The sequence below is a fragment of the Winogradskyella poriferorum genome (genome assembly GCF_036553625.1).
Taxonomy (GTDB): domain Bacteria; phylum Bacteroidota; class Bacteroidia; order Flavobacteriales; family Flavobacteriaceae; genus Winogradskyella; species Winogradskyella poriferorum.
This window is the reverse complement of sequence record NZ_JAZHOU010000001.1, coordinates 136,227-156,313: the sequence shown is the minus strand read 5'-3', so window position 1 is coordinate 156,313 and position 20,087 is coordinate 136,227. Positions and strand designations below refer to the sequence as shown.

Here is a 20,087-nt window from a genome sequence, read left to right as displayed (position 1 = left end):
AAGTTGCCGTTAAAATTTTCTACAAAGACTTATGTTGAAAAATGATGCCTTTATTTTAACCCTTGCTTATCCTGAAACCATTGTGTCTCATGCAGACGAATGGTATTCTAAGTATTTAAAATACCTTTCAATTGGAAGTGAAAATCATGTTAGAGCTGGTCATGCAGCCATGGTCTTGATTCATAAAGAAACAGGTGTTTTAGAGTATCATGATTTTGGACGCTATATCACCTCAGAACCTAATGGACGGGTAAGAGGACGAGAGACTGACTTTGAATTGCATTTTCCTGTAAAAGCAAAAGTTGAAGGTGATACAATTAAAAACTTAGATGAAATTCTTGAGTTTTTAGCTGTGAACCCAAAATTAACTCATGGTGATGGTCGTTTGTACGCGTCGGTTTGTAATTCAGTTAATTATGACTTAGCTAGAAACCATATTGATGCCATGCAAGCTAAAGGCTTCATTAGATATGCAGCTTTTATAAAAGAGGCCTGTAACTGTGCTAGGTTTGTAACCGATGCTTTAATCGCTGGTGTTTCGGATGTGAAAATTAGGAAAAAACTCATTAGATCTAAATGGTTTACACCAAGTACTATTGGTAATGTCGTCATTGCAGATACTGAAGACTTTGTTTATTTAGTAAATGAAAAAGGCAATATAAATGAATTTAAATCTACCGTTAGCAGAGAAAATAGAAGATTGTTTTTAGATAGGCTTAAAGGCTATAATCCAAGTTTGGTCGGAACACTAAAACCCAAACACAATGAGGTTAAGGAACAGCATGCACAATGGTTAAGTGGTATTGCTGCAGGTGCTTGGTTTGAGTTACACGATTTAGGACATGACTCAGAATATCGTTTTAGAAGGATTTCACCTTATGGTAATATGGATTGTGATGGTATTTACAAAGTGAATGATGATAGCTTTGATATTTCTAAGGACTATCAGTTTATTCATTATTCAAATTGTTTGTTTTTTAATATAAAACAAGAGGGTAAAGTGTATAAGTTTGAATTAATCAAAGACTATCATAGCTACACTTATTTTAAATAAAGATGATTGGTATATAGCTTCGATTAAATTTTTTTACATCGTAAAGAATGGCTTTTGATTGAACCCAACCAAAGTCTTCACTTTGTAATCCTTGAATGTCGTCATTCATAAGAATGCCTGCCTCAAAAACTACTAAATCGTTTTTCTTTAATAGTATTTTGCTAGTAACGGTTGCCATATCTCCATTAGAACATTTAAAATTCCAGTTATTCTTCATGCTCTTTAATACTGAGATGTCTGAAGTCATTAAATAATTAACTTTTGGGATATCCTTAGGTAACTCTTTAATATCATATAGGTCAAAAACTAAATGTACTTCCCATTTGTCATCACTTTTAAAGTCGAATTTTTTAAAAGGATTGATAGAATTGTTTGAACATTTAATTTTATCAACATTTGCCTTAGAATTTAGATCTATTATAAGGGAATAACCAGTTATGGAAGTAAATCCAAATAAAATGATAATTAGCCCCAAAGTAATAATAAGGGCTTTCTTTAAATTCATGATTAGTTCAATCTATTAATTAAGCGCAAAAGGCGCACTCAATTTAAAAGAAGGAATGTAAACCTTAAACTTACTGGCTTTTGTAAAGTTTACCATATTATAATGGCCCTGCATAGCGCCAAAAGGAGAGGTTAGCAGGCAGCCAGAATTATAAGTGTGTTTCTCACCTGGTTTAAGAACAGGTTTTTTTCCAATAACACCTTCACCTTCAATAATCTCTTCGTTATTAAGGGCGTCAAGGATTTTCCAATGACGAGAATGTAGCTGAACAGAATCTTTACTTTGGTTTTCAATAGTTACCTTGTAACCAAAAGCAAAATGCACTTTATAGTTTTTATAAAAAGTGCCTTCAAAATTGGTTTCGACTGAAATTTTAATACCGCTTGTAACTTGTTGTACCATAGATTTTTTGAGCGTTGTACTTGCTAAAATAAGATAAAATTTTAATCAAGTGGTAAATTTTAAGTTAAGACGTAGGTATTTTTAACATTTTTTCGTCTACATAGGCCTCCAAAGTTCTAAAAAAGGCTAAAATGTCTGCTTTTTCCAAAATACTATTTATAGTTACCATACGTACAAATTGTTCGTTTTTATAAGAACCAAAACCTACCATGAGCTGTGCATCTTCGTATAGCGCAGTACATAATTCTTTTGGGTCTATATCTTTATAGTTAAAGCAAACTGAAATAGAATCATCAAAACTGTAAAGTTTATAATCATTATTTTGTTTGATGTAATCTCTCGCGATTTCAGCCATTTCAAACTGCTTGTCAACAATTTTCTCTAATCCTTTGGTGCCAACGGATTTCCATAGTGTCCATATTTTAAGGGCATCATTGCGTCTACCACATTGCATTGAGGTTTTGCCTAAGTTAAAGTCATCTCCATCGGTTTGATATAAATAATCAGCTTCGTTAGAAAATGAATGATGAAGTTGTTCAGGATGTTGTGTGACAATAATAGAGCAACTTAAAGGTGTGCCTAGCATTTTATGTGCATTTACACTAAACGAATCGGAATGTTCAAGACCATTTATTAAATGCTTGTACTTTTTACTAAAAATAACACTACCACAATATGCGCCATCAACATGAAGCCAAAGGTTGTAATTTTTGCATATAGGACTTAATGTTGAAATATCGTCAAAAGCACCCAACACAGTTGTACCGGCAGTAGCATTTACAAAGAATGGTATGTGGTTGTTTTTGAGGTCTTCTTTAATCAAAGTTTCTAAATGGCTGGCGAGCATCTCTCCTTTGTCGTTGGTTTTAACAAGACGTACCTGCTCGCGTCCAATTCCAGTTAAGGCTGCATTTTTTGCTATGGAATAATGGGATTCAGCAGAGGTGTATACAATCATTTTCGTGGTAAGACCTTTGGCTCTAATGGACTCGTTTTTGGCATCTCTAGCCATAATAAGTGCCATCATATTACTCATAGAGCCACCTGGTGCAAAAGTACCATCGCTGTTTTCTGGATATCCTGCTAGTTTAGAGATGTTTTTCAGAACTTGTTTTTCTATGCCAACTTGTGGTCCTGCTACCTTATAAGTGTACATGCTGTTGTTGAGCATTACGGCTAATAAATCACCTAAAGTTGCTTTTCCGATTCTTCCTCCAAAGAGTTGATTAAAAAAGGATTTTGAAGCTGTTTTGGGTGTACTTTTTATGATGCTTTTTAGGTTGTTAATCAAAGCCTCATCAACCATACCTTCATCATCTAATGATAAGTCTAATGCATCATATAAATTAGACGTAGGAATTTGTTTGGCTACAGGTTGTTTATATTCTTCGGCCAATAACTGTTCAGCGAGTTCTATAAAAATATTGAGGTCTTTTTGCATTAGATTGATTTCAAAATTTTGCTTAGGCTAAATTTATTCCTATTTTTCGGTATTAAAGAATTATTTCTCTAAATATTGAATACTCAGGAACATATTCATGCACTTATCAATGTATTGTCGCATTCTTCAAAAGAAGATTACACGGACATTTTGTTAAATTTTAATTTTCAGGATATAAACTTCTCTGAAATAGAAAATTGGAAAATCCATAGTTATACAAGAAACTGTTTTTATAAGGATGAAAATTTTGAGCTCATTTTAATTTGTTGGGATAAAGGACAAAAAACGGCTATTCACAATCACAATGGTGAAGAATGTTGGGTCTACCTATTAGAAGGTGAGTTAGAGGAAGATTTCTATGAGTTGGATGATTCTGGGCAATTAGAATATAAATCATCTCAGATTCTACGACCAAATGAAATCACTAAATCTGAAGGACATGATGGATTTCATAGATTAAGAAATAGCTCTAAAAGTAGAGCGTTAAGTCTTCATGTGTACGCGAAGCCAATAGCGCAAAGTCTTACTTTTGATGATGCTTTAGGAAAGTTGGTTGATAAAAATTTAAGATACGACACTTTTAAGAGTTTTGTGTCTGTAGGGCTTTGAAGACAAAAATTATAAATATAATTTAAGAAGAAAATTCATATTAGTTTTTTTAATTGTTTCATCATTTGTAATTATCAAATTGCCACTAAACTCAAAGTTAACACAATCAAAATGGTCGCATTTTAAATCTGTATTTTCTTTAATAGAATTTTTGTCAATTTCTATGATAATATTGCCGATACAGGACTTTTCTATTTCAAAATACTCTAGTTTCTCGAGGTCCCAGAAAAACTCAAAACTACTGACCTTTGGTTTGTCACCAATAATTTCTGATAAGCAATTATTAATTTTATTGTCTTTGGAGACATGTTTAATATCGATTTTTTGGTTGAAATCCCCATGAAAGAAAATATCTAAACTTTCATTAGAGCCTTTGACTGTACCCAATAAATTACCTTGATATTCACCATTATCTTTATCGTTAGTGTAGTTTACAAGAAACACATAATTCAAAAATCCAAATGAAATTAATATTATAATATTCTTCATCCTAATTAGAAATATCTACAGAGGTGGCTTCTCCGTAACCTATTAGTTTGTCGTATCTAGCTCCTAAGTCTCTATAGTAAACCAATACTTTATAGTTGTTTTCTGTTTGCCAATAATCTCCACTTATGGCACCTTCGTCAAGTTCACCGGTTTCCCTGTCTATTACAACATACTTGTAATTGTAAAACCCTTGCTTTAATCTAAAATTTACTTCATATTCACCTTTTTCAGAATTGTATTCCATTTTGGTTAATGGTTCAATAGCAAAAGCATTAAAGTTACCATAAATATGAATGTCTTTTCCGGTTAATTCCTCTTGAATCAAAGAGAAGTGCACCATTGTATAATCGGCTTCAGTGTCAACGTCTGTTCGGTCTAATGCTGTTACTTGGAAGTTGCCATTTAAATCCGGGTTATAGGTGTAAGGTCTGCCAGCTCTGGGTGCATTTGGGTATAAATAGCTTTGGTAAATATCCTTTAGGTCAATAAACTGTACACCGACATTAGAGGTTCTTACGTCTTTGTTTTCAAACCATAAATATTCATTTCCTCCCCAAAAGGCTGATTCCGTGTCGTAGCGATAGATGAGTTCGTTACCAAGCGTGTATTGTGGTTTTAAATCTGATATAGATGTGTTTAGGTTGTTATTCTGAATAATAACAGTTTTAATAGTCTCAAGGGGATTGTTAAAGTTGATGCTGTTTGTTGAAATTGTAAGATCAACGGATTGCTTTTCATCAATAACCTTTACATCTCTAGAGCGTTTAATGTTAACACCAACATTGACCAAGTCTTCATAGATCATAAACTTTCTGCTAAACATAAGCTCGTCATATTCGTCATAAATTGAGATCATATAGTTGCCGCTCTTTAATAATGCTCTGGTTTGAATATTGGGAATTTGCAATTTATAGTGCGAATACACTTGGTAAGTATTAAAAGAATTATAATATTCTAAAATACGTTGGTTGTCTAAGCCTCTCATATATTCAGCCTTCGCGAGTACTGAAGGAGTCCAATCAAAATTGAAGTGCTCAATAACGTAATAAAAATCTTCCTCATTGGCGTTTAGTGCATCAAATTCTAAAACTAGAGGTTCGCCTAATTTTAAAACAGGTAACTGGCCTTGTGTGGTGTTGCTTTTAAAGGTAATTGTTTTAATAAAGTATGGAGGACTTACTTCTTCTGCCTGAGCAGTTAAGCCTAATGGTAGTACTAACAAAAATATAATATAATAGAAATTCTTTGAGATCATATGTTGTAATGTAGAAAGGTATAAAGATAATCAAATTCTATGCCTTAATACAGAAGTCTTATTTATAATCATTATAAATAGAAATGTTGGTGTTAAATTGAAAATATATTCCTCTTTAATTCTTAAATTTGCACGGATTTTTAGATAACTAATCTTTAACTTTATGTCAAAAGACATCAGAATAAAAAAAGGTTTAGATATAAAATTAGTTGGCGAAGCCGAGAAAACTATTGAGAATGCTATTGTTAGCAATTTCTATTATATCAGACCAGAAGATTTCCACAGTATTATTCCAAAGCTTGTTGCAAAAGAGGGCACACGTGTAAAAGCAGGTGAAACTTTGTTTTACAACAAGGATAATGAGGCAATGAAATTTGTTTCTCCAGTGTCTGGTGAAGTAACAGAAGTACAGCGTGGACCAAGACGTCGTATCGACGCAATAAAAATTACGGCAGACAAAGAGCAGACTTACTTAGATCATGGTAAGTTTGATATGTCAGCTGATGCCAACAAACTTAAAGCACATTTGTTAGCTTCAGGATGTTGGGCATTTATTAAACAACGTCCTTATGATGTAGTTGCAAATGCTGATAGCACACCAAAGGGAATTTTTATCTCTGGTTATGCGAGTGCGCCTTTAGCTGCTGACTTAGATTATACGCTTGCAGGTAAAGAGGCAGAGCTTCAGGCTGCAGTAACAGCTTTATCAAAGCTTACTGAGGGACAAGTTCATGTTTCCGTAGGAAGCAACAACTCTCCTTTAGCAGGTTTAAATGATGTTACAGTTCATAAGGTTTCTGGGCCGCATCCATCAGGTAATGTGGGTACTTTAATTAATAAAGTTGATCCAATTAACAAAGGTGAAGTAGTCTGGACAATAAATGCACAAGATTTAGTAATTATCGGTGAATTATTATTAACAGGAAAGTTTAATGCAGAGCGTGTAGTTGCTCTTGCAGGTTCGTCTGTTAAGAAACCAAGATATTTTAGAACAAAAATTGGTTCTGAAGTTGCTACTATGGTATACGATAATGGAGTAGATAAAGATGGTAATGACAGAATTATCTCTGGAAATGTATTAACAGGCAAAAAAGTTGCACCAGATGGAGCTTTAGATTACTACAGTAATGTAATTACAGTAATTCCTGAAGGTGATGACTATGAATTCTTTGGATGGAATAAACCTGTGTTTAATAAGATTTCTACATCTAGAGCCTTAACGTTCTCATGGTTAAATCCTAAGAAAAAATACGACTTAGATACGAATACAAACGGAGAACATCGTGCTTTTGTGGTAACAGGAAGTTACGAAGAAGTATTTCCTTTAGATATCTATCCAATGCAGATATTAAAAGCTTGTATGTATAGTGATTTAGATGAGATGGAAGCTTTAGGAATGTATGAGGTAGCACCAGAAGATTTTGCCTTAACAGAATTTATATGTGTGTCTAAACAACCACATCAAAAAATAATAAGAGAAGGATTAGACTTAATGCTTAAAGAGATAGGATAATGGGTTTAAAACAAAATTTACACAATTTTAAAGAGAAGAATAAGGATAAAAAGTGGCTGCCAGGATTTAATGCACTTTTCACCTTCTTATATATGCCAAATGAAACCACACACAATGGTACTCATATAAAAGCGGCAGATGATCTTAAGCGTACGATGAATACAGTAATCATGGCTTTAGTGCCATGTTTAATTTTTGGTATGTTTAATGCAGGTTACCAGCACTATCTTGCTCAGGGATTAATAGAATCAGCAGATGGATTTTTAGGTGCATCTTTCTGGACTTGGGATAACTTTGTTATTGGTCTATGGAAAGTCTTACCACTTGTAATAGTGTCTTATGGAGTTGGTCTCGCTGTTGAATTTATATTTGCTATCATCAAAGGTCACGAGGTAGAAGAAGGTTACTTAGTAACAGGTATGCTTGTGCCACTAATTGTTCCTGTTGATATCCCATTGTGGATGTTAGCTGTAGCCGTTGTTTTTGGTGTGGTGATAGGTAAAGAAGTATTTGGTGGTACAGGAATGAATATTCTTAACCCAGCATTAACCATACGTGCCTTTTTATTCTTTGCATATCCAACATGGATGTCTGGTGATAAAGTTTGGGTACATGGAGCTGTAGAAAGAGACCAAGCTATTGCAGCAGGTCAAAATTTAGATGCTATTTCAGGTGAAACCTTACTAGGAGCATATGCCCAAAATAGTTCTTTAGCTGGTATTGATTATTGGGATATGTTTTGGGGATTAATACCAGGTTCGGTTGGTGAAACTTCAAAATTTTTAATCATCATAGGTGCTTTGTTCTTAATCTTTACTAAGATAGGTAGCTGGAGAATTATGTTAAGTACAATTATTGGTGCTTTAGTAATGGGATTAATTTTCAACGGTGTTGTAGATGCTGGTTGGGTTGGTCAGTCAAGTAAATTCTATGGTCTAATGAGCCTACCATTCTGGCAACATTTAATTATAGGTAGTATTTTATTTGGTGCAGTTTATATGGCAACAGATCCTGTAACGGCAGCACAAACCAATAAAGGAAAATGGATTTATGGTTTCTTGATAGGTTTCATTTCTATTATGATTCGTGTATTTAATCCAGCATATCCAGAAGGTGTATTCTTAGCAATTTTATTGATGAATGTGTTTGCACCAACAATAGACCATTATGTGGTTCAAGGTAATGTGAAGAAAAGAATGAAACGTGTAAAAGTAAAAACAGCATAAAACATGGCAGTTAATACAGAAAAAAATTCGTACACAGTCATCTTTGCTATCGGAATGGTAGTTATAGTAGGTGTTATATTAGCAGGTTTGTTTAGTTGGACTAAGCCAATGATTACTCAAAATGAGGAAATTGAAAAGCAACAAAACATTCTTTATGCAATGGGTATTAACGAAAACGATGAGTCTAGTGCTGTTTTCGTATCTACTGATGTTGCTCCAGAAGAATTTGCTAGCAATATAAAAGAACAAATGGTTATCACTGTAGACGCTAACGGTAAGATGTTAAAAAGTCAAACTCGTGATGAATACATGGCCGAAAATAATAAGGAGCCTTATTTGATTGATATCAAAAAACAAAAGTCTAATGCTAAGGCTGGTGAACCAAGACAATTACCACTATTTGTAGGTGAAAAAGACGGTAAAAAAATATACGTGGCACCTATTTATGGTAAAGGACTTTGGGATGCTATTTGGGGCTATGTAGCAATGGATGAAGATATGGTTGTGCAAGGAGCTTATTTTGATCATAAAGGTGAAACTCCAGGTTTAGGTGCAAACATTAAGCAACGTTTCTTTATGGACGATTTTTATGGTGAGCACTTATTATCTGATGCTGGTGTTTTTAAAGGAATAACAGTAGCTAAAGGTAATGCAGACCCTAAGAATGAAAATAAAACAGATAATGAGGTTGATGCTATAGCTGGTGCTACAATTACTGGCGATGGTGTAACTGCAATGATTAAAAGTGATTTAAAGTTGTACGTGCCTTATTTTAAATCTTTAAAAAATTAATAGAACATGGCTAAAGACAGTAAATTAATTTTAGATCCATTAGCAGATAATAATCCAATTACTATTCAGGTTCTTGGTATTTGTTCGGCATTGGCGATTACTGCAGAACTAGAGGCATCAATAGTAATGTCTATTTCTGTATTATTTGTACTAGGTGTTGGTAATGTTGTAATCTCGTTAATGAGAAACATTATTCCTTCAAAAATTAGAATTATCGTTCAACTTATTGTAGTTGCAACATTAGTAATTATAGTAGATTTAATTCTAAAGGCATTTGCTTACGAACTAAGTAAAACACTTTCCGTTTTCGTCGGACTTATTATTACCAACTGTATTATTATGGGACGTTTTGAGGCTTTCGCTTTAGGTAATGGCCCTTGGAGATCTTTCTTAGATGGTATAGGTAATGCTTTAGGTTACGGAATTATTCTTGTAATAGTGGGTTTCTTTAGAGAGTTACTAGGATCTGGTACTTTATTAGGTTTTCCGGTGTTAGGAGACCCAATTGAAAAGACAGGTTTATATAGTTTTGGATATGAAAATAATGGATTTATGCTATTATCGCCAATGGCACTTATTGTAGTAGGAATCATTATTTGGGTACAGCGTACAAGAAATAAAGACTTAATAGAAGATTAAATATAGTAATGAGATTTAGTAAGGAGAATTTATAGTTCTCAATACTAATTGCTCAAAACTCGATACTAAAAGAATATGGAACATATAGAATTATTTTTCAAATCAATTTTTATAGATAATATGGTATTTGCCACGTTCTTAGGAATGTGTTCATACTTAGCAGTATCTAAAAAAGTGTCAACAGCTGTTGGTCTTGGTGCTGCAGTAATATTCGTATTAGCGATTACAGTACCTCTAAACTGGTTATTAGATCAATATATATTACAACCAGGTGCGCTGTCATGGTTAGGTGAAGAGTATGCAGCTTATGACTTAAGCTTTTTATCATTTATTATGTTTATTGCTACTATCGCTACAATGGTTCAACTTGTAGAAATTGTAGTAGAAAAATTTTCACCTTCACTTTATAACTCATTGGGTATATTTTTACCACTTATTGCTGTAAACTGTGCAATCTTAGGTGGCTCTTTATTTATGCAATCTAGAGAAATTCCAACTTTAGGATTATCTGCAGTGTACGGAGTAGGATCTGGTATAGGATGGTTCTTAGCAATTTTAGCTATTGCTGCTATACGTGAAAAAATTAGATATAGCAGTGTACCACCAGCATTAAGAGGGCTGGGCATTACATTTATAATCACTGGTTTAATGGCTATTGGTTTTATGAGTTTTGGTGGAATGTTAACAGGAGGTGATGAAGATGCTAAATCAGATGAAAAAACTGCAGCTACAGAGGTAATTAAAGAGGACGTAAAATCAGATACAGAGGTTAAGACTAACCTTGATGTAGCGGAAAACTTAAACAAGTAAGAGATTAGTATGATATTATTAGCAGCAAATACAATCGGAACTATAGTAGCAACAGTAACTGCCTTTTTATTGGTTACAATAATCTTAGTTGCACTATTATTATTTGTAAAACAAAAATTATCACCATCAGGTCCTGTAAAGATCACAATTAATGGTGAGAAAGAATTAGAAGTAGCATCAGGAGGTACACTTTTAAGCACTTTAGGAAATCAAAAAGTATTTTTACCGTCTGCTTGTGGTGGTGGTGGAACTTGTATACAATGTGAGTGCCATGTATTATCTGGTGGTGGAGAAGCGCTACCAACTGAAACACCTCACTTCTCAAGAAAGGAATTGCAGCACGGTGCACGTTTAGCATGTCAGGTTAAGGTAAAGCAGGATATGGAAATTACTATTCCTGAAGAAATATTTGGTATTAAGAAATGGGAAGCTGTTGTGGTTAGAAATTATAATGTTGCTTCTTTCATTAAGGAATTTGTTGTTGAGATTCCAGAAGATATGAACTATAAAGCAGGTGGATATATTCAGATTGAGATTCCACCATGTGAGATAAAATATTCAGACATAGACATCACAGCACATCCAGAAGAGCATGATACTCCAGATAAGTTTCAGGCAGAGTGGGATAAGTTTGGTTTATGGCCTTTAGTAATGAAGAATAACGAAACTGTTGAGCGTGCATACTCTATGGCTTCTTACCCAGCAGAGGGAAGAGAAATTATGCTTAATGTACGTATTGCTACTCCACCATGGGATCGCTCTAAGAACCAATGGATGAACGTAAATCCAGGTGTAGCTTCATCATATATATTTGCTCAAAAGCCAGGTGATAAGGTTGTTATTTCAGGACCTTATGGTGAGTTCTTCATTAACGAGTCTGATAGCGAAATGCTATATGTTGGTGGTGGTGCAGGTATGGCGCCAATGCGTTCTCACTTATATCACTTATTCAAGACATTAAAAACTGGTCGTAAAGTAACATATTGGTACGGAGGACGTTCTAAACGTGAGTTGTTCTATTTAGAGCATTTCAGAGAGTTAGAAAGAGATTTCCCTAACTTTAAGTTTTACTTAGCTTTATCAGAGCCTCTTGAAGAAGATAATTGGAAAGTGAAGAAAGATATTAATGATGAAGAAGGTGACGGTTTTGTAGGTTTTATTCATAACTGTGTAATAGATAATTATCTAAGTCATCATGAAGCACCAGAAGATATAGAATTATACTTCTGTGGTCCACCTTTAATGAACCAGGCAGTTCAGAAAATGGGTGAAGATTTTGGTATCCCAGATGAGCACATTAGATTTGACGACTTTGGTGGATAATCACTAAAGCAAGTAATAATAAAAATCCTATTCAGAGTTAATTTTTGAATAGGATTTTTTTATTGTGTTAATCTTTTTTTAATACCAGAAGGCTTTATAGGTAATAATCTTTCTTTAATAATTTACTTCGTATCTTTGACATCTAGAAAAAGAATGTGAATGGAAACCAAAGTTGCTTCAAATATATTACCAGAACGTAAGCCTAAATGGCTAAGAGTTAAGCTTCCAACAGGAAAAAAATATACTGAGCTAAGGAGTCTCGTTGATAAATATCAGTTAAACACTATTTGTACATCTGGAAGTTGTCCAAATATGGGAGAATGTTGGGGAGAAGGTACTGCAACCTTTATGATTTTAGGTAATGTCTGTACACGATCTTGTGGTTTTTGTGGAGTTAAGACAGGAAGACCTGAAACCGTTGACTGGGATGAGCCAGAAAAGGTGGCACGCTCTATAAAGCTGATGCAAATAAAGCATGCTGTATTAACAAGTGTTGATAGAGACGATCTTAAAGATATGGGAAGCATCATGTGGGCAGAAACAGTAAAAGCTGTTAGGCGTATGAATCCTGAAACGACCTTAGAAACATTAATTCCAGATTTTCAGGGAGTGGAAAGGCACATCGATAGAATTATTGAAGTGGCACCAGAAGTTGTTTCTCACAATATTGAAACCGTACGTCGTTTAACAAGAGAAGTGCGTATACAAGCAAAATATGACCGCAGTATGGGTGTTTTAAAATACCTTAAACAACAAGGTCAACGTAGAACTAAATCTGGTATTATGTTAGGTTTGGGTGAAACTAGAGAAGAAGTTATTGAAACACTTCACGACCTTAGAGAAAATGATGTAGATGTAGTAACTATTGGTCAATATCTTCAACCAACAAAAAAACACCTACCAGTACAGCGTTTTATAAATCCAGATGAATTTGATGAGTATAAAGCAATAGGTTTAGAACTTGGGTTTAGACATGTTGAAAGTAGTGCACTGGTAAGATCCTCATACAAGGCGCAGAAACACATTAATTAATGATTAGAGTTGCCATTAACGGTTTTGGTAGGATTGGCCGAAGAGTATTTAGGTTAGCACTTAATCATCCTAACATAGAAATTATAGCTATAAATGATTTGGCAGACGCTAAAACATTAAGCCATCTACTTAAGTATGATAGTATACATGGTGTTCTTAATAATGAAGTGTCTTTTATAGAAAATAGTATCATAATCGATGGGTCTGCTGTACCATTATTTAACGAAAAGCATCCTAAAACAATTAACTGGAACAGCGTTCAGCCAGATATCGTAGTAGAGGCAACAGGAAAGTTTAAAACCAAATCAGAACTTCAACATCATATTAATAATGGAGCCAAGCAAGTAATATTATCTGTTCCTCCTGAAGAAGATGATATTAAAACAATAGTTTTAGGTGTTAATGATACGATTATAGAGGGTACAGAAAGCATAATATCTAATGCGTCTTGTACAACTAATAATGCTGCACCAATGATAGCATTAATTAAGGAGAATTTTGGTATTAGACAAGCATATATTACTACAGTACATTCATATACAACAGATCAGAGTCTGCACGATCAACCGCATAGAGATTTGAGAAGAGCAAGAGCTGCAGGCCAATCTATTGTGCCTACAACTACAGGTGCTGCAAAAGCGATAACTAAAATTTTTCCCGATTTATCAGATGTTATAGGTGGTTGTGGTATAAGAGTACCTGTTGCAAATGGGTCGCTGACAGATATAACTATAAATGTTGAAAGTAATACCAATATCGAAGAAGTGAATTCTGTCTTTAAGAATGCATCTCAAGGAGCATTAAAAGGTATTTTAGAATATACCGAAGACCCTATAGTTTCTGTTGATATTGTAGGTAATCCACACTCTTGTATTTTCGACTCTCAAATGACCTCAGTCATCGGAAACATGCTGAAAATAGTGGGTTGGTACGATAATGAGACTGGATACAGTTCAAGAATTTTAGATTTAATTTGCAATTTATCGGATAAAAAAGCACTTTTGTCGAATAAATAATTATATTTGTTCAAATAAATAGAGCTGAAATGTCCCGAATCAAATGTTACATATTTGTTTTTTTAGCATGTTTTTCTAGTCTAATCTTCTCACAGCAAGGTGTGGTAGAAGATACAGACTTATTGGCTTTACGGCTACAAGAACGTGTTAATCAGGCAAAATTAGAAAGCGATAGAGGTGACTATTACAATGCTTTAAATAATCTAGATAAAGCTTTAGAGATTGCAAAAACAATTGATGATAAAATAAGTCAAGGAACAACACTTACAAAAATAGCCAAGGTTCGTTATCTGGTTGGAGAAACCGATAAAGCCAATATAGATCTTCAAAAAGCAATACAAATACAACGCGAAAATAATGATTACGGTAATCTTGCTGTAAGCTACAATATACAAGGTGTTGTTTATAGCACAAACGAAAAATATCAACTTGCTCTAGATTACTACAAATCTGCAAAAAACTTATTTGAACAAGAAGATCTAGAAGAATATATTTCAGAAGTTACATTAAACGAAGCTAAAGCATATATAGCTCTTGGAAGATTTGAAGAAGCTAAGACACAATTAGAGAAGACAATAATCATAGCTAAAAAGTATGATCAGAGAAGAGTTCTTAGTAGTGCCTTAATTCAATCAGGTAAGGTTTCTAGTGCATTAGATAATGATGATTTGGCGTTGTCTCAGGTAGAGGAGGGGCTGTCTATCGCAAAAGCTTACAATATTGTAGAAAACACTAACGAGGCTTATTCTACCTTAAGTGATATACACAAAAAAAGAGGTGATTATAAAAGTTCTTTAGAGAATATTACTAAACATATTAATCTTTCAGATTCTATATTAAACGTTAAGCGAGAAAACTTAGCTCCAGGAATATCTAGTCAATTTATTACTAAATATAAAGACGATCAAAATGCTCAGTTAAAAGCACAAATGGAAGAGGTTAGTGCAGAAAGTAATTTTACCCGAATAACTACAATATTGAGTATTGCATTAATAACAATTCTTTCGCTTTTAACCTTATCGCTTTACAAAAACAACAATATAAGGTTAAAGACCAACAACATGCTCCACAAGAAGAATGATGAGCTTATTGTTGCTAAAGAAAAAGCTGAACTGGCTTCTAAGACAAAAGCTAATTTTCTATCTACTGTAACACACGAGCTAAGAACTCCACTATATGCAGTTACAGGCTTAACAAACATGTTACTAGATGAAAACCCTAAAGAACATCAAGTACCACATTTAAAATCATTAAAATTTTCTGGAGATTATCTATTAACGTTTATTAATGATATACTTCAAATAAATAAAATTGAAGCAAATAAAGTTGAACTAGATCCAGAAGTATTCAACCTTAAAAATAAAATAGAAAATGTAATGTCTGCTTTAGGTAATTCAGCTAAAGACAATGGCACCAAATTACATTTTGACTATGAAGATGGTTTACCAGAATCTTACAATGGTGACCAGCTAAAGATTTCCCAAATCTTAATTAACCTACTTGGAAATGCTATTAAATTCACAAAAGATGGTGACATCTGGGTAAGAGCGTACAAAATTGACCAAAAGGACGATATGTATACCTTACGTTTTGAAATTGAAGATAATGGTATTGGTATTACAAAAGAAAAACAAGATCAGATGTTTGAGAGCTTCTCCCAAGGCTCTGTGCAGATTAACCGTAAGTATGGCGGAACAGGTCTAGGTTTATCTATTGTAAAAGGACTTATCAAAATTCTTAAAGGTAACATCTATTTGAAGAGCGAACTCGGAAAAGGAACAACGTTCTTCTTTGAGATTCCTTTAGAGAAGGCTGAGACAGTTGAAACACCAGCGGTAGAAGAAACTAAACAATCAAATAAGATGGAAGATTTGGATCTAAGTGAAGTAAAGATTTTAATTGTCGAGGACAATAAAATCAACCAGATGATTACCAAAAAGATTCTCAACAAAATGGGACTTTATTGTGATGTTGTAGATAATGGTGAAGCTGCCGTAGAACAAGTAAAATCAACAGATTATAATGTTGTTTTAATGGATATTCATATGCCAGGTATTAGTGGTTTAGAAGCTACTAAGATTATTAGAACTTTCAATAAAGATTTAGTCATCTTTGCGTTAACAGCTGTAACACTAGAAGATAAAATGCACGAATTTGGTGAAGCCGGATTTAATGATATTATCTCTAAACCGTTTAAACAAGAAGATTTTGAAGGTAAGCTATACGATGTGCTTTCAGGAAAAGAAGTAGTGTCTAGTTTCTTTTAGCCTACAAAAGATCTAATTGCATTATCAAAAAGATCTTTTTTATCCAAAGTTATTTCAATCGGAAGATAGAATAATTTAGATTCTAAACTTTCATTATCAGCAAGTCTAACAAAATCTTTTTCAGTAGTAATAATCAATTCCTTTTTAGCCAGCTCTTCAATATCATTTACCCTGAAGCTATAATGGTCAGGAAATTCTAGATGATTAAATTTTAATCCTTTGTTTTTTAGAAAGTCAACCAAAGGCTTTGCGTTAGCGATACCAGTTACAAGCGTAAATTCTGGTAAAGATTGTAGTGCCATCTCAGAATGTGTAGAAATAACCTTCTCAGCATAGCGAATAGAACTAAATACTAATTGTTGATGTGGTTTTACCTTTAGTTCTTTAGATATTTTTGCTTTTTCATTCTCAGAAATAGCTTCAGGACATTTTGTTACAACAATTACATCAGCTCTCTTTGCACCAGATCTAGGTTCTCGCAAGTTACCAGTAGGTAAAACAATATCATTGCTATATAGGTTGTAATAGGCAGTGAGCAAAATATTAAAACCAGCCTTAACCTTTCTGTGTTGGTAAGCATCGTCCAGTAAAATAACTTCGGGTTTTTCTTCTAACTGTAGCAATTGCGAAATTCCATTTTGGCGATCACCATCAACAGCAACTTTTATATCCTTAAATTTTCTAAAGAATTGAAAAGGCTCATCGCCAATAGTATCTGCAGTAGCACTTTGGTCTGCTAGTTCGTAACCTTCAGTTATACGTTTGTAGCCTCTGCTAAGCGTTGCAATAGATTTTTCATCTTTTAGCAACCGAATCAAATACTCTATCATTGGTGTTTTTCCTGTACCACCAGTACTAAGGTTTCCAACACAAATAATTGGGATGTCATATGATTTTGAAGACTTAATACCCTTATCGTATAGCCAATTTCTTAGCCAAGTTAACAAGTAGTAAATTGGTACAACAGGAAACAATATGACGCGTAGAAATTTCACAAGCACTAAATTATATTATTTTTGAAAACAAATATACGCTTATGATAGTACAAGACGTAATAAATCATTTACACGAGTTGGCACCTTTAAACTATGCCGAAGATTTTGATAATGTAGGCCTTTTGGTAGGTGATAAAAATCAAACAGTTACAGGTGTTTTGGTAACCTTAGACACGCTTGAAGCTGTAGTAGATGAAGCCATAGAAAACAACTGTAATCTAATAGTAAGTTTTCATCCTATCATTTTTAAAGGCTTAAAAAAGTTAACAGGAAAAACCTATGTAGAGCGTGTTGTTATAAAAGCAATTCAGCATAATATTGCAATTTTTTCTATACATACAGCTTTAGATAATGCGTTTGAAGGAGTTAATTCTATAATCTGCGATCAGTTACAATTACAGAATAAAAAAATCTTAATACCGCAATCTGGCACACTTAAAAAGTTACAAACCTATGTGCCAAAGGAAAATGCTGAAGCATTAAGAACAGCACTATTTAATGCAGGTGCTGGTAACATTGGTAATTACGATTCTTGTAGTTTTAATCTTGAAGGTAAAGGAACTTACAAAGGAAATGAAGCATCAAATCCAACTCTAGGACAAAAAGGAGAGTTGCACACCGAAAATGAAATTTTAATTTCTGTAGTATTTGCAAAACACATAGAATCAAAGGTTTTAAAGGTGCTTTTTAATACACATCCTTATGAAGAAGTAGCTTATGAAGTCACAACTTTAGACAATACCAACCAATATATTGGTATGGGAATGATTGGTGAGTTGTCACAAGAGATGGAAGAGTTAGATTGTTTGCAATACGTAAAAGATAGAATGAATACCGAATGCGTTAGACATTCAAAATTCCTCAATAAACACATAAAAAAGATTGCGGTTTTAGGAGGCTCAGGAAGTTTTGCTATAGGAGCAGCTAAGGCCTCTGGCGCAGACTTATTAGTAACAGCAGATCTTAAGTATCACGACTTTTTTAGTGCAGAAAACAGTATTTTATTAGCAGATATTGGTCATTATGAGAGCGAACAGTTCACAAAATCGTTTTTAGTAGACTATCTCTCGAAAAAAATTACTAATTTTGCAGTCGTTTTATCAAAGACAAATACAAATCCGGTAAAGTATTTATAATTATGGCGAAAAAAGCTGAAGCTACTGTAGAAGAGCGTTTAAGAGCGCTTTATGATTTACAGTTAATTGACTCTAGAGTAGACGAAATAAGAAATGTTAGAGGTGAACTTCCTTTAGAAGTAAGAGATTTAGAAGATGAGGTAGAAGGGTTAAATACCAGACTAGAGAAATTAAATGATAGCCTTGCTGTTATAGATGATGAGATTAAAGGAAAGAAAAATTTAATCGAAGAAGCAAAAGCTTTAATCAAAAAGTATAGCGAGCAACAAAACAATGTTAGAAATAACAGAGAATACAATTCATTAACAAAAGAGATTGAGTTTCAGGAATTAGAAATTCAATTAGCTGAAAAGCACATCAAAGAATTTAAGGCTCAAATAGAACAGAAAAAAGATGTTATTTCTGAAACTAAAGACCGTTTAAAAGATCGTAAAGAGCACCTTAAACACAAAAAAGGTGAATTAAACGAAATTTTAAAGGAAACTGAAAAAGAAGAAGAAGCGCTTATAGGTAAGTCTGAAGAATACCAAAAGAAAATTGATGAGCGTTTGGTAAAAGCATACTTAAGAATTAGAAATAACGTAAAGAATGGTTTAGCTGTTGTGCCAATAGAACGTGGTGCATCAGGTGGTTCTTTCTTTACTATTCCACCACAAGTACAAGTAGAAATTGCTTCTCGTAAAAAAGTAATTACAGACGAGCACAGTGGTCGTATCTTGGTAGACGCTGCTTTAGCAGATGAAGAAAAAGAAAAAATGGATAAGTTATTTGCTAAACTAGCAAAGTAATTACCATTAAATAATATTCAAAAAAAGCCTTCACAAACTGTGAGGGCTTTTTGTTTGATAGCAATAATAACTACTTAAAGTAGTTCTATATTAATTAAACTAACAATTTTGAATAAGTTATATTTCATAAGTGCGTTTCTTGCTTTTGTCTTTACAAGTTGTACTGAGAAAGAAAGTGTACTACCTGAAAATCTCTATAATCAAAAGGCTAATGAGTTTGTGGCTACATTACTAAAATATCAAGATTTTAATTGTAATTGTGTAATCGAACCCAGACATACCTTGTTGGACTATATGAAAATAGAACGTCCAACTGGCAATATGGAAAAGGTAATTATGAAATGGACTAATATAAAATCACAAGAAGTAAAAGATAGTCTCAATACACTTTCAAAACAAGTTAATCTTAACACAACAATAATTAAAAGTGGTTATAAATTAATATCAGCGAGATTGGCAGATTCAATTGTTAGGATTAAAGATAGAGACGAAAGGATTCAGGTTATGGACTCACTTTGTCCTAAAGGATTTATGACATTATCAAAGCCCTTTTTTAATAAATCAATGGATACAGTTTTTATACAAATAGATAACATGCCATATTCTTGTCTTTCTATGCCTATAAGTTTTTATTATTACTTAAATAATGATTGGATTATTAACTATTAGTCTAAAATTTTTTTGTAGACTTATTTAATAAAACTTTAAAAGATTTCTTTTTAAGGAATTGTATTTTTATACGTCTATAGAAAAAGAAAAAAGGAAATTCATGAAATACCCAGAAAAAGAATATGC

At 33.4% G+C, this 20,087-nt stretch carries 20 protein-coding genes; 14 read left to right on the top strand and 6 right to left on the bottom strand.

All coding sequences use genetic code 11. The features are described from left to right. Positions 1 to 31 precede the first annotated feature (31 nt). Positions 32 to 1,054 carry a DUF6695 family protein gene (locus V1468_RS00820; RefSeq protein WP_331808366.1) on the top strand — a complete coding sequence of 341 codons (1,023 nt, stop codon included), beginning with the start codon at positions 32 to 34 and terminating at the stop codon, positions 1,052 to 1,054. Here the strand turns inward: V1468_RS00820 and V1468_RS00815 are convergent. The 3 genes from V1468_RS00815 to V1468_RS00805 all read right to left on the bottom strand — a co-directional run bounded on the left by V1468_RS00815 (position 1,047) and on the right by V1468_RS00805 (position 3,402). Continuing rightward, the gene (locus V1468_RS00815; RefSeq protein WP_331808365.1) at positions 1,047 to 1,559 is read right to left on the bottom strand and encodes a hypothetical protein; all 513 of its coding nucleotides are present in this window, start codon (positions 1,557 to 1,559) and stop codon (positions 1,047 to 1,049) included. The genes V1468_RS00820 and V1468_RS00815 overlap by 8 nt on opposite strands. 15 nt (positions 1,560 to 1,574) lie before the next feature. Continuing rightward, on the bottom strand, positions 1,575 to 1,961 hold the full coding sequence (gene apaG, locus V1468_RS00810) for a Co2+/Mg2+ efflux protein ApaG (protein WP_076617735.1): 387 nt from the start codon (positions 1,959 to 1,961) through the stop codon (positions 1,575 to 1,577). Between the two features lie 64 nt (positions 1,962 to 2,025). After that, complete coding sequence (locus tag V1468_RS00805) at positions 2,026 to 3,402, bottom strand: pyridoxal phosphate-dependent decarboxylase family protein (protein ID WP_331808364.1); 1,377 nt, start codon at positions 3,400 to 3,402, stop codon at positions 2,026 to 2,028. 75 nt (positions 3,403 to 3,477) lie between these two features. Between V1468_RS00805 and V1468_RS00800 the strand changes: the two genes are divergently transcribed. Next, positions 3,478 to 4,011, top strand: coding sequence for a cysteine dioxygenase (locus V1468_RS00800; RefSeq protein ID WP_331808363.1), 534 nt, complete (start codon positions 3,478 to 3,480; stop codon positions 4,009 to 4,011). Between the two features lie 9 nt (positions 4,012 to 4,020). Here V1468_RS00800 and V1468_RS00795 read toward each other — a convergent pair whose 3' ends face one another. Continuing rightward, entirely contained in the window at positions 4,021 to 4,500 is a 480-nt protein-coding gene (locus V1468_RS00795; protein ID WP_331808362.1) for a hypothetical protein, read from the bottom strand. Between the two features lies 1 nt (position 4,501). Beyond that, entirely contained in the window at positions 4,502 to 5,752 is a 1,251-nt protein-coding gene (locus V1468_RS00790; RefSeq protein ID WP_456300856.1) for a type IX secretion system plug protein, read from the bottom strand. 166 nt (positions 5,753 to 5,918) lie between these two features. Here V1468_RS00790 and V1468_RS00785 point away from each other — a divergent pair, with 166 nt between their 5' ends. The 9 genes from V1468_RS00785 (at position 5,919) to V1468_RS00745 (ending at position 16,373) form a co-directional block, all read left to right on the top strand. Continuing rightward, complete coding sequence (locus V1468_RS00785) at positions 5,919 to 7,268, top strand: Na(+)-translocating NADH-quinone reductase subunit A (RefSeq protein ID WP_331808360.1); 1,350 nt, start codon at positions 5,919 to 5,921, stop codon at positions 7,266 to 7,268. Next, positions 7,268 to 8,494, top strand: a complete 1,227-nt coding sequence (locus tag V1468_RS00780) for an NADH:ubiquinone reductase (Na(+)-transporting) subunit B (RefSeq protein ID WP_331808359.1) — start codon at positions 7,268 to 7,270, stop codon at positions 8,492 to 8,494. Before V1468_RS00785 ends, V1468_RS00780 begins: the two co-directional genes overlap by 1 nt. A gap of 3 nt (positions 8,495 to 8,497) precedes the next feature. Then, positions 8,498 to 9,286 carry a Na(+)-translocating NADH-quinone reductase subunit C gene (locus V1468_RS00775; RefSeq protein WP_331808358.1) on the top strand — a complete coding sequence of 263 codons (789 nt, stop codon included), beginning with the start codon at positions 8,498 to 8,500 and terminating at the stop codon, positions 9,284 to 9,286. 6 nt (positions 9,287 to 9,292) lie between these two features. Beyond that, a complete protein-coding gene (locus tag V1468_RS00770; RefSeq protein ID WP_331808357.1) occupies positions 9,293 to 9,925 on the top strand; it encodes an NADH:ubiquinone reductase (Na(+)-transporting) subunit D in 633 nt (210 codons plus the stop codon). A 75-nt stretch (positions 9,926 to 10,000) separates the two neighbouring features. Further along, on the top strand, positions 10,001 to 10,735 hold the full coding sequence (gene nqrE / locus V1468_RS00765) for an NADH:ubiquinone reductase (Na(+)-transporting) subunit E (RefSeq protein ID WP_331808356.1): 735 nt from the start codon (positions 10,001 to 10,003) through the stop codon (positions 10,733 to 10,735). Between the two features lie 12 nt (positions 10,736 to 10,747). Next, the gene (nqrF, locus tag V1468_RS00760) at positions 10,748 to 12,058 is read left to right on the top strand and encodes an NADH:ubiquinone reductase (Na(+)-transporting) subunit F (RefSeq protein WP_331809330.1); all 1,311 of its coding nucleotides are present in this window, start codon (positions 10,748 to 10,750) and stop codon (positions 12,056 to 12,058) included. A 159-nt stretch (positions 12,059 to 12,217) separates the two neighbouring features. Next, entirely contained in the window at positions 12,218 to 13,090 is an 873-nt protein-coding gene (gene lipA / locus V1468_RS00755; RefSeq protein ID WP_331808355.1) for a lipoyl synthase, read from the top strand. Beyond that, the gene (gene gap, locus V1468_RS00750) at positions 13,090 to 14,106 is read left to right on the top strand and encodes a type I glyceraldehyde-3-phosphate dehydrogenase (RefSeq protein WP_331808354.1); all 1,017 of its coding nucleotides are present in this window, start codon (positions 13,090 to 13,092) and stop codon (positions 14,104 to 14,106) included. The genes lipA and gap overlap by 1 nt, the downstream gene beginning before the upstream one ends. A 29-nt stretch (positions 14,107 to 14,135) precedes the next feature. Then, complete coding sequence (locus tag V1468_RS00745; RefSeq protein ID WP_331808353.1) at positions 14,136 to 16,373, top strand: ATP-binding protein; 2,238 nt, start codon at positions 14,136 to 14,138, stop codon at positions 16,371 to 16,373. On the opposite strand, the gene lpxK is transcribed toward V1468_RS00745, so the two are convergent. After that, positions 16,370 to 17,368, bottom strand: a complete 999-nt coding sequence (gene lpxK / locus V1468_RS00740; protein ID WP_331808352.1) for a tetraacyldisaccharide 4'-kinase — start codon at positions 17,366 to 17,368, stop codon at positions 16,370 to 16,372. The genes V1468_RS00745 and lpxK overlap by 4 nt on opposite strands. A 41-nt stretch (positions 17,369 to 17,409) precedes the next feature. Here lpxK and V1468_RS00735 point away from each other — a divergent pair, with 41 nt between their 5' ends. The 3 genes from V1468_RS00735 (at position 17,410) to V1468_RS00725 (ending at position 19,961) form a co-directional block, all read left to right on the top strand. After that, positions 17,410 to 18,504: a Nif3-like dinuclear metal center hexameric protein gene (locus tag V1468_RS00735; protein WP_331808351.1), complete on the top strand. Its 1,095-nt coding sequence runs from the start codon at positions 17,410 to 17,412 to the stop codon at positions 18,502 to 18,504. A gap of 2 nt (positions 18,505 to 18,506) precedes the next feature. Next, the gene (locus tag V1468_RS00730; RefSeq protein ID WP_331808350.1) at positions 18,507 to 19,292 is read left to right on the top strand and encodes a zinc ribbon domain-containing protein; all 786 of its coding nucleotides are present in this window, start codon (positions 18,507 to 18,509) and stop codon (positions 19,290 to 19,292) included. 108 nt (positions 19,293 to 19,400) lie between these two features. Beyond that, entirely contained in the window at positions 19,401 to 19,961 is a 561-nt protein-coding gene (locus V1468_RS00725; protein ID WP_331808349.1) for a hypothetical protein, read from the top strand. Positions 19,962 to 20,087 lie beyond the last annotated feature (126 nt).

Bases quoted from the DNA above. Each gene is read 5' to 3' on its own strand.
- V1468_RS00805 (WP_331808364.1), bottom strand. From the start codon at position 3,402: ATGCAAAAAGACCTCAATATTTTTATAGAACTCGCTGAACAGTTATTG.
- V1468_RS00780 (WP_331808359.1), top strand. From the start codon at position 7,268: ATGGGTTTAAAACAAAATTTACACAATTTTAAAGAGAAGAATAAGGAT.
- V1468_RS00775 (WP_331808358.1), top strand. From the start codon at position 8,498: ATGGCAGTTAATACAGAAAAAAATTCGTACACAGTCATCTTTGCTATC.
- V1468_RS00795 (WP_331808362.1), bottom strand. From the start codon at position 4,500: ATGAAGAATATTATAATATTAATTTCATTTGGATTTTTGAATTATGTG.
- V1468_RS00770 (WP_331808357.1), top strand. From the start codon at position 9,293: ATGGCTAAAGACAGTAAATTAATTTTAGATCCATTAGCAGATAATAAT.
- lipA (WP_331808355.1), top strand. From the start codon at position 12,218: ATGGAAACCAAAGTTGCTTCAAATATATTACCAGAACGTAAGCCTAAA.
- V1468_RS00730 (WP_331808350.1), top strand. From the start codon at position 18,507: ATGGCGAAAAAAGCTGAAGCTACTGTAGAAGAGCGTTTAAGAGCGCTT.
- gap (WP_331808354.1), top strand. From the start codon at position 13,090: ATGATTAGAGTTGCCATTAACGGTTTTGGTAGGATTGGCCGAAGAGTA.
- V1468_RS00785 (WP_331808360.1), top strand. From the start codon at position 5,919: ATGTCAAAAGACATCAGAATAAAAAAAGGTTTAGATATAAAATTAGTT.
- V1468_RS00745 (WP_331808353.1), top strand. From the start codon at position 14,136: ATGTCCCGAATCAAATGTTACATATTTGTTTTTTTAGCATGTTTTTCT.
- apaG (WP_076617735.1), bottom strand. From the start codon at position 1,961: ATGGTACAACAAGTTACAAGCGGTATTAAAATTTCAGTCGAAACCAAT.
- V1468_RS00815 (WP_331808365.1), bottom strand. From the start codon at position 1,559: ATGAATTTAAAGAAAGCCCTTATTATTACTTTGGGGCTAATTATCATT.
- nqrE (WP_331808356.1), top strand. From the start codon at position 10,001: ATGGAACATATAGAATTATTTTTCAAATCAATTTTTATAGATAATATG.
- V1468_RS00820 (WP_331808366.1), top strand. From the start codon at position 32: ATGTTGAAAAATGATGCCTTTATTTTAACCCTTGCTTATCCTGAAACC.
- V1468_RS00735 (WP_331808351.1), top strand. From the start codon at position 17,410: ATGATAGTACAAGACGTAATAAATCATTTACACGAGTTGGCACCTTTA.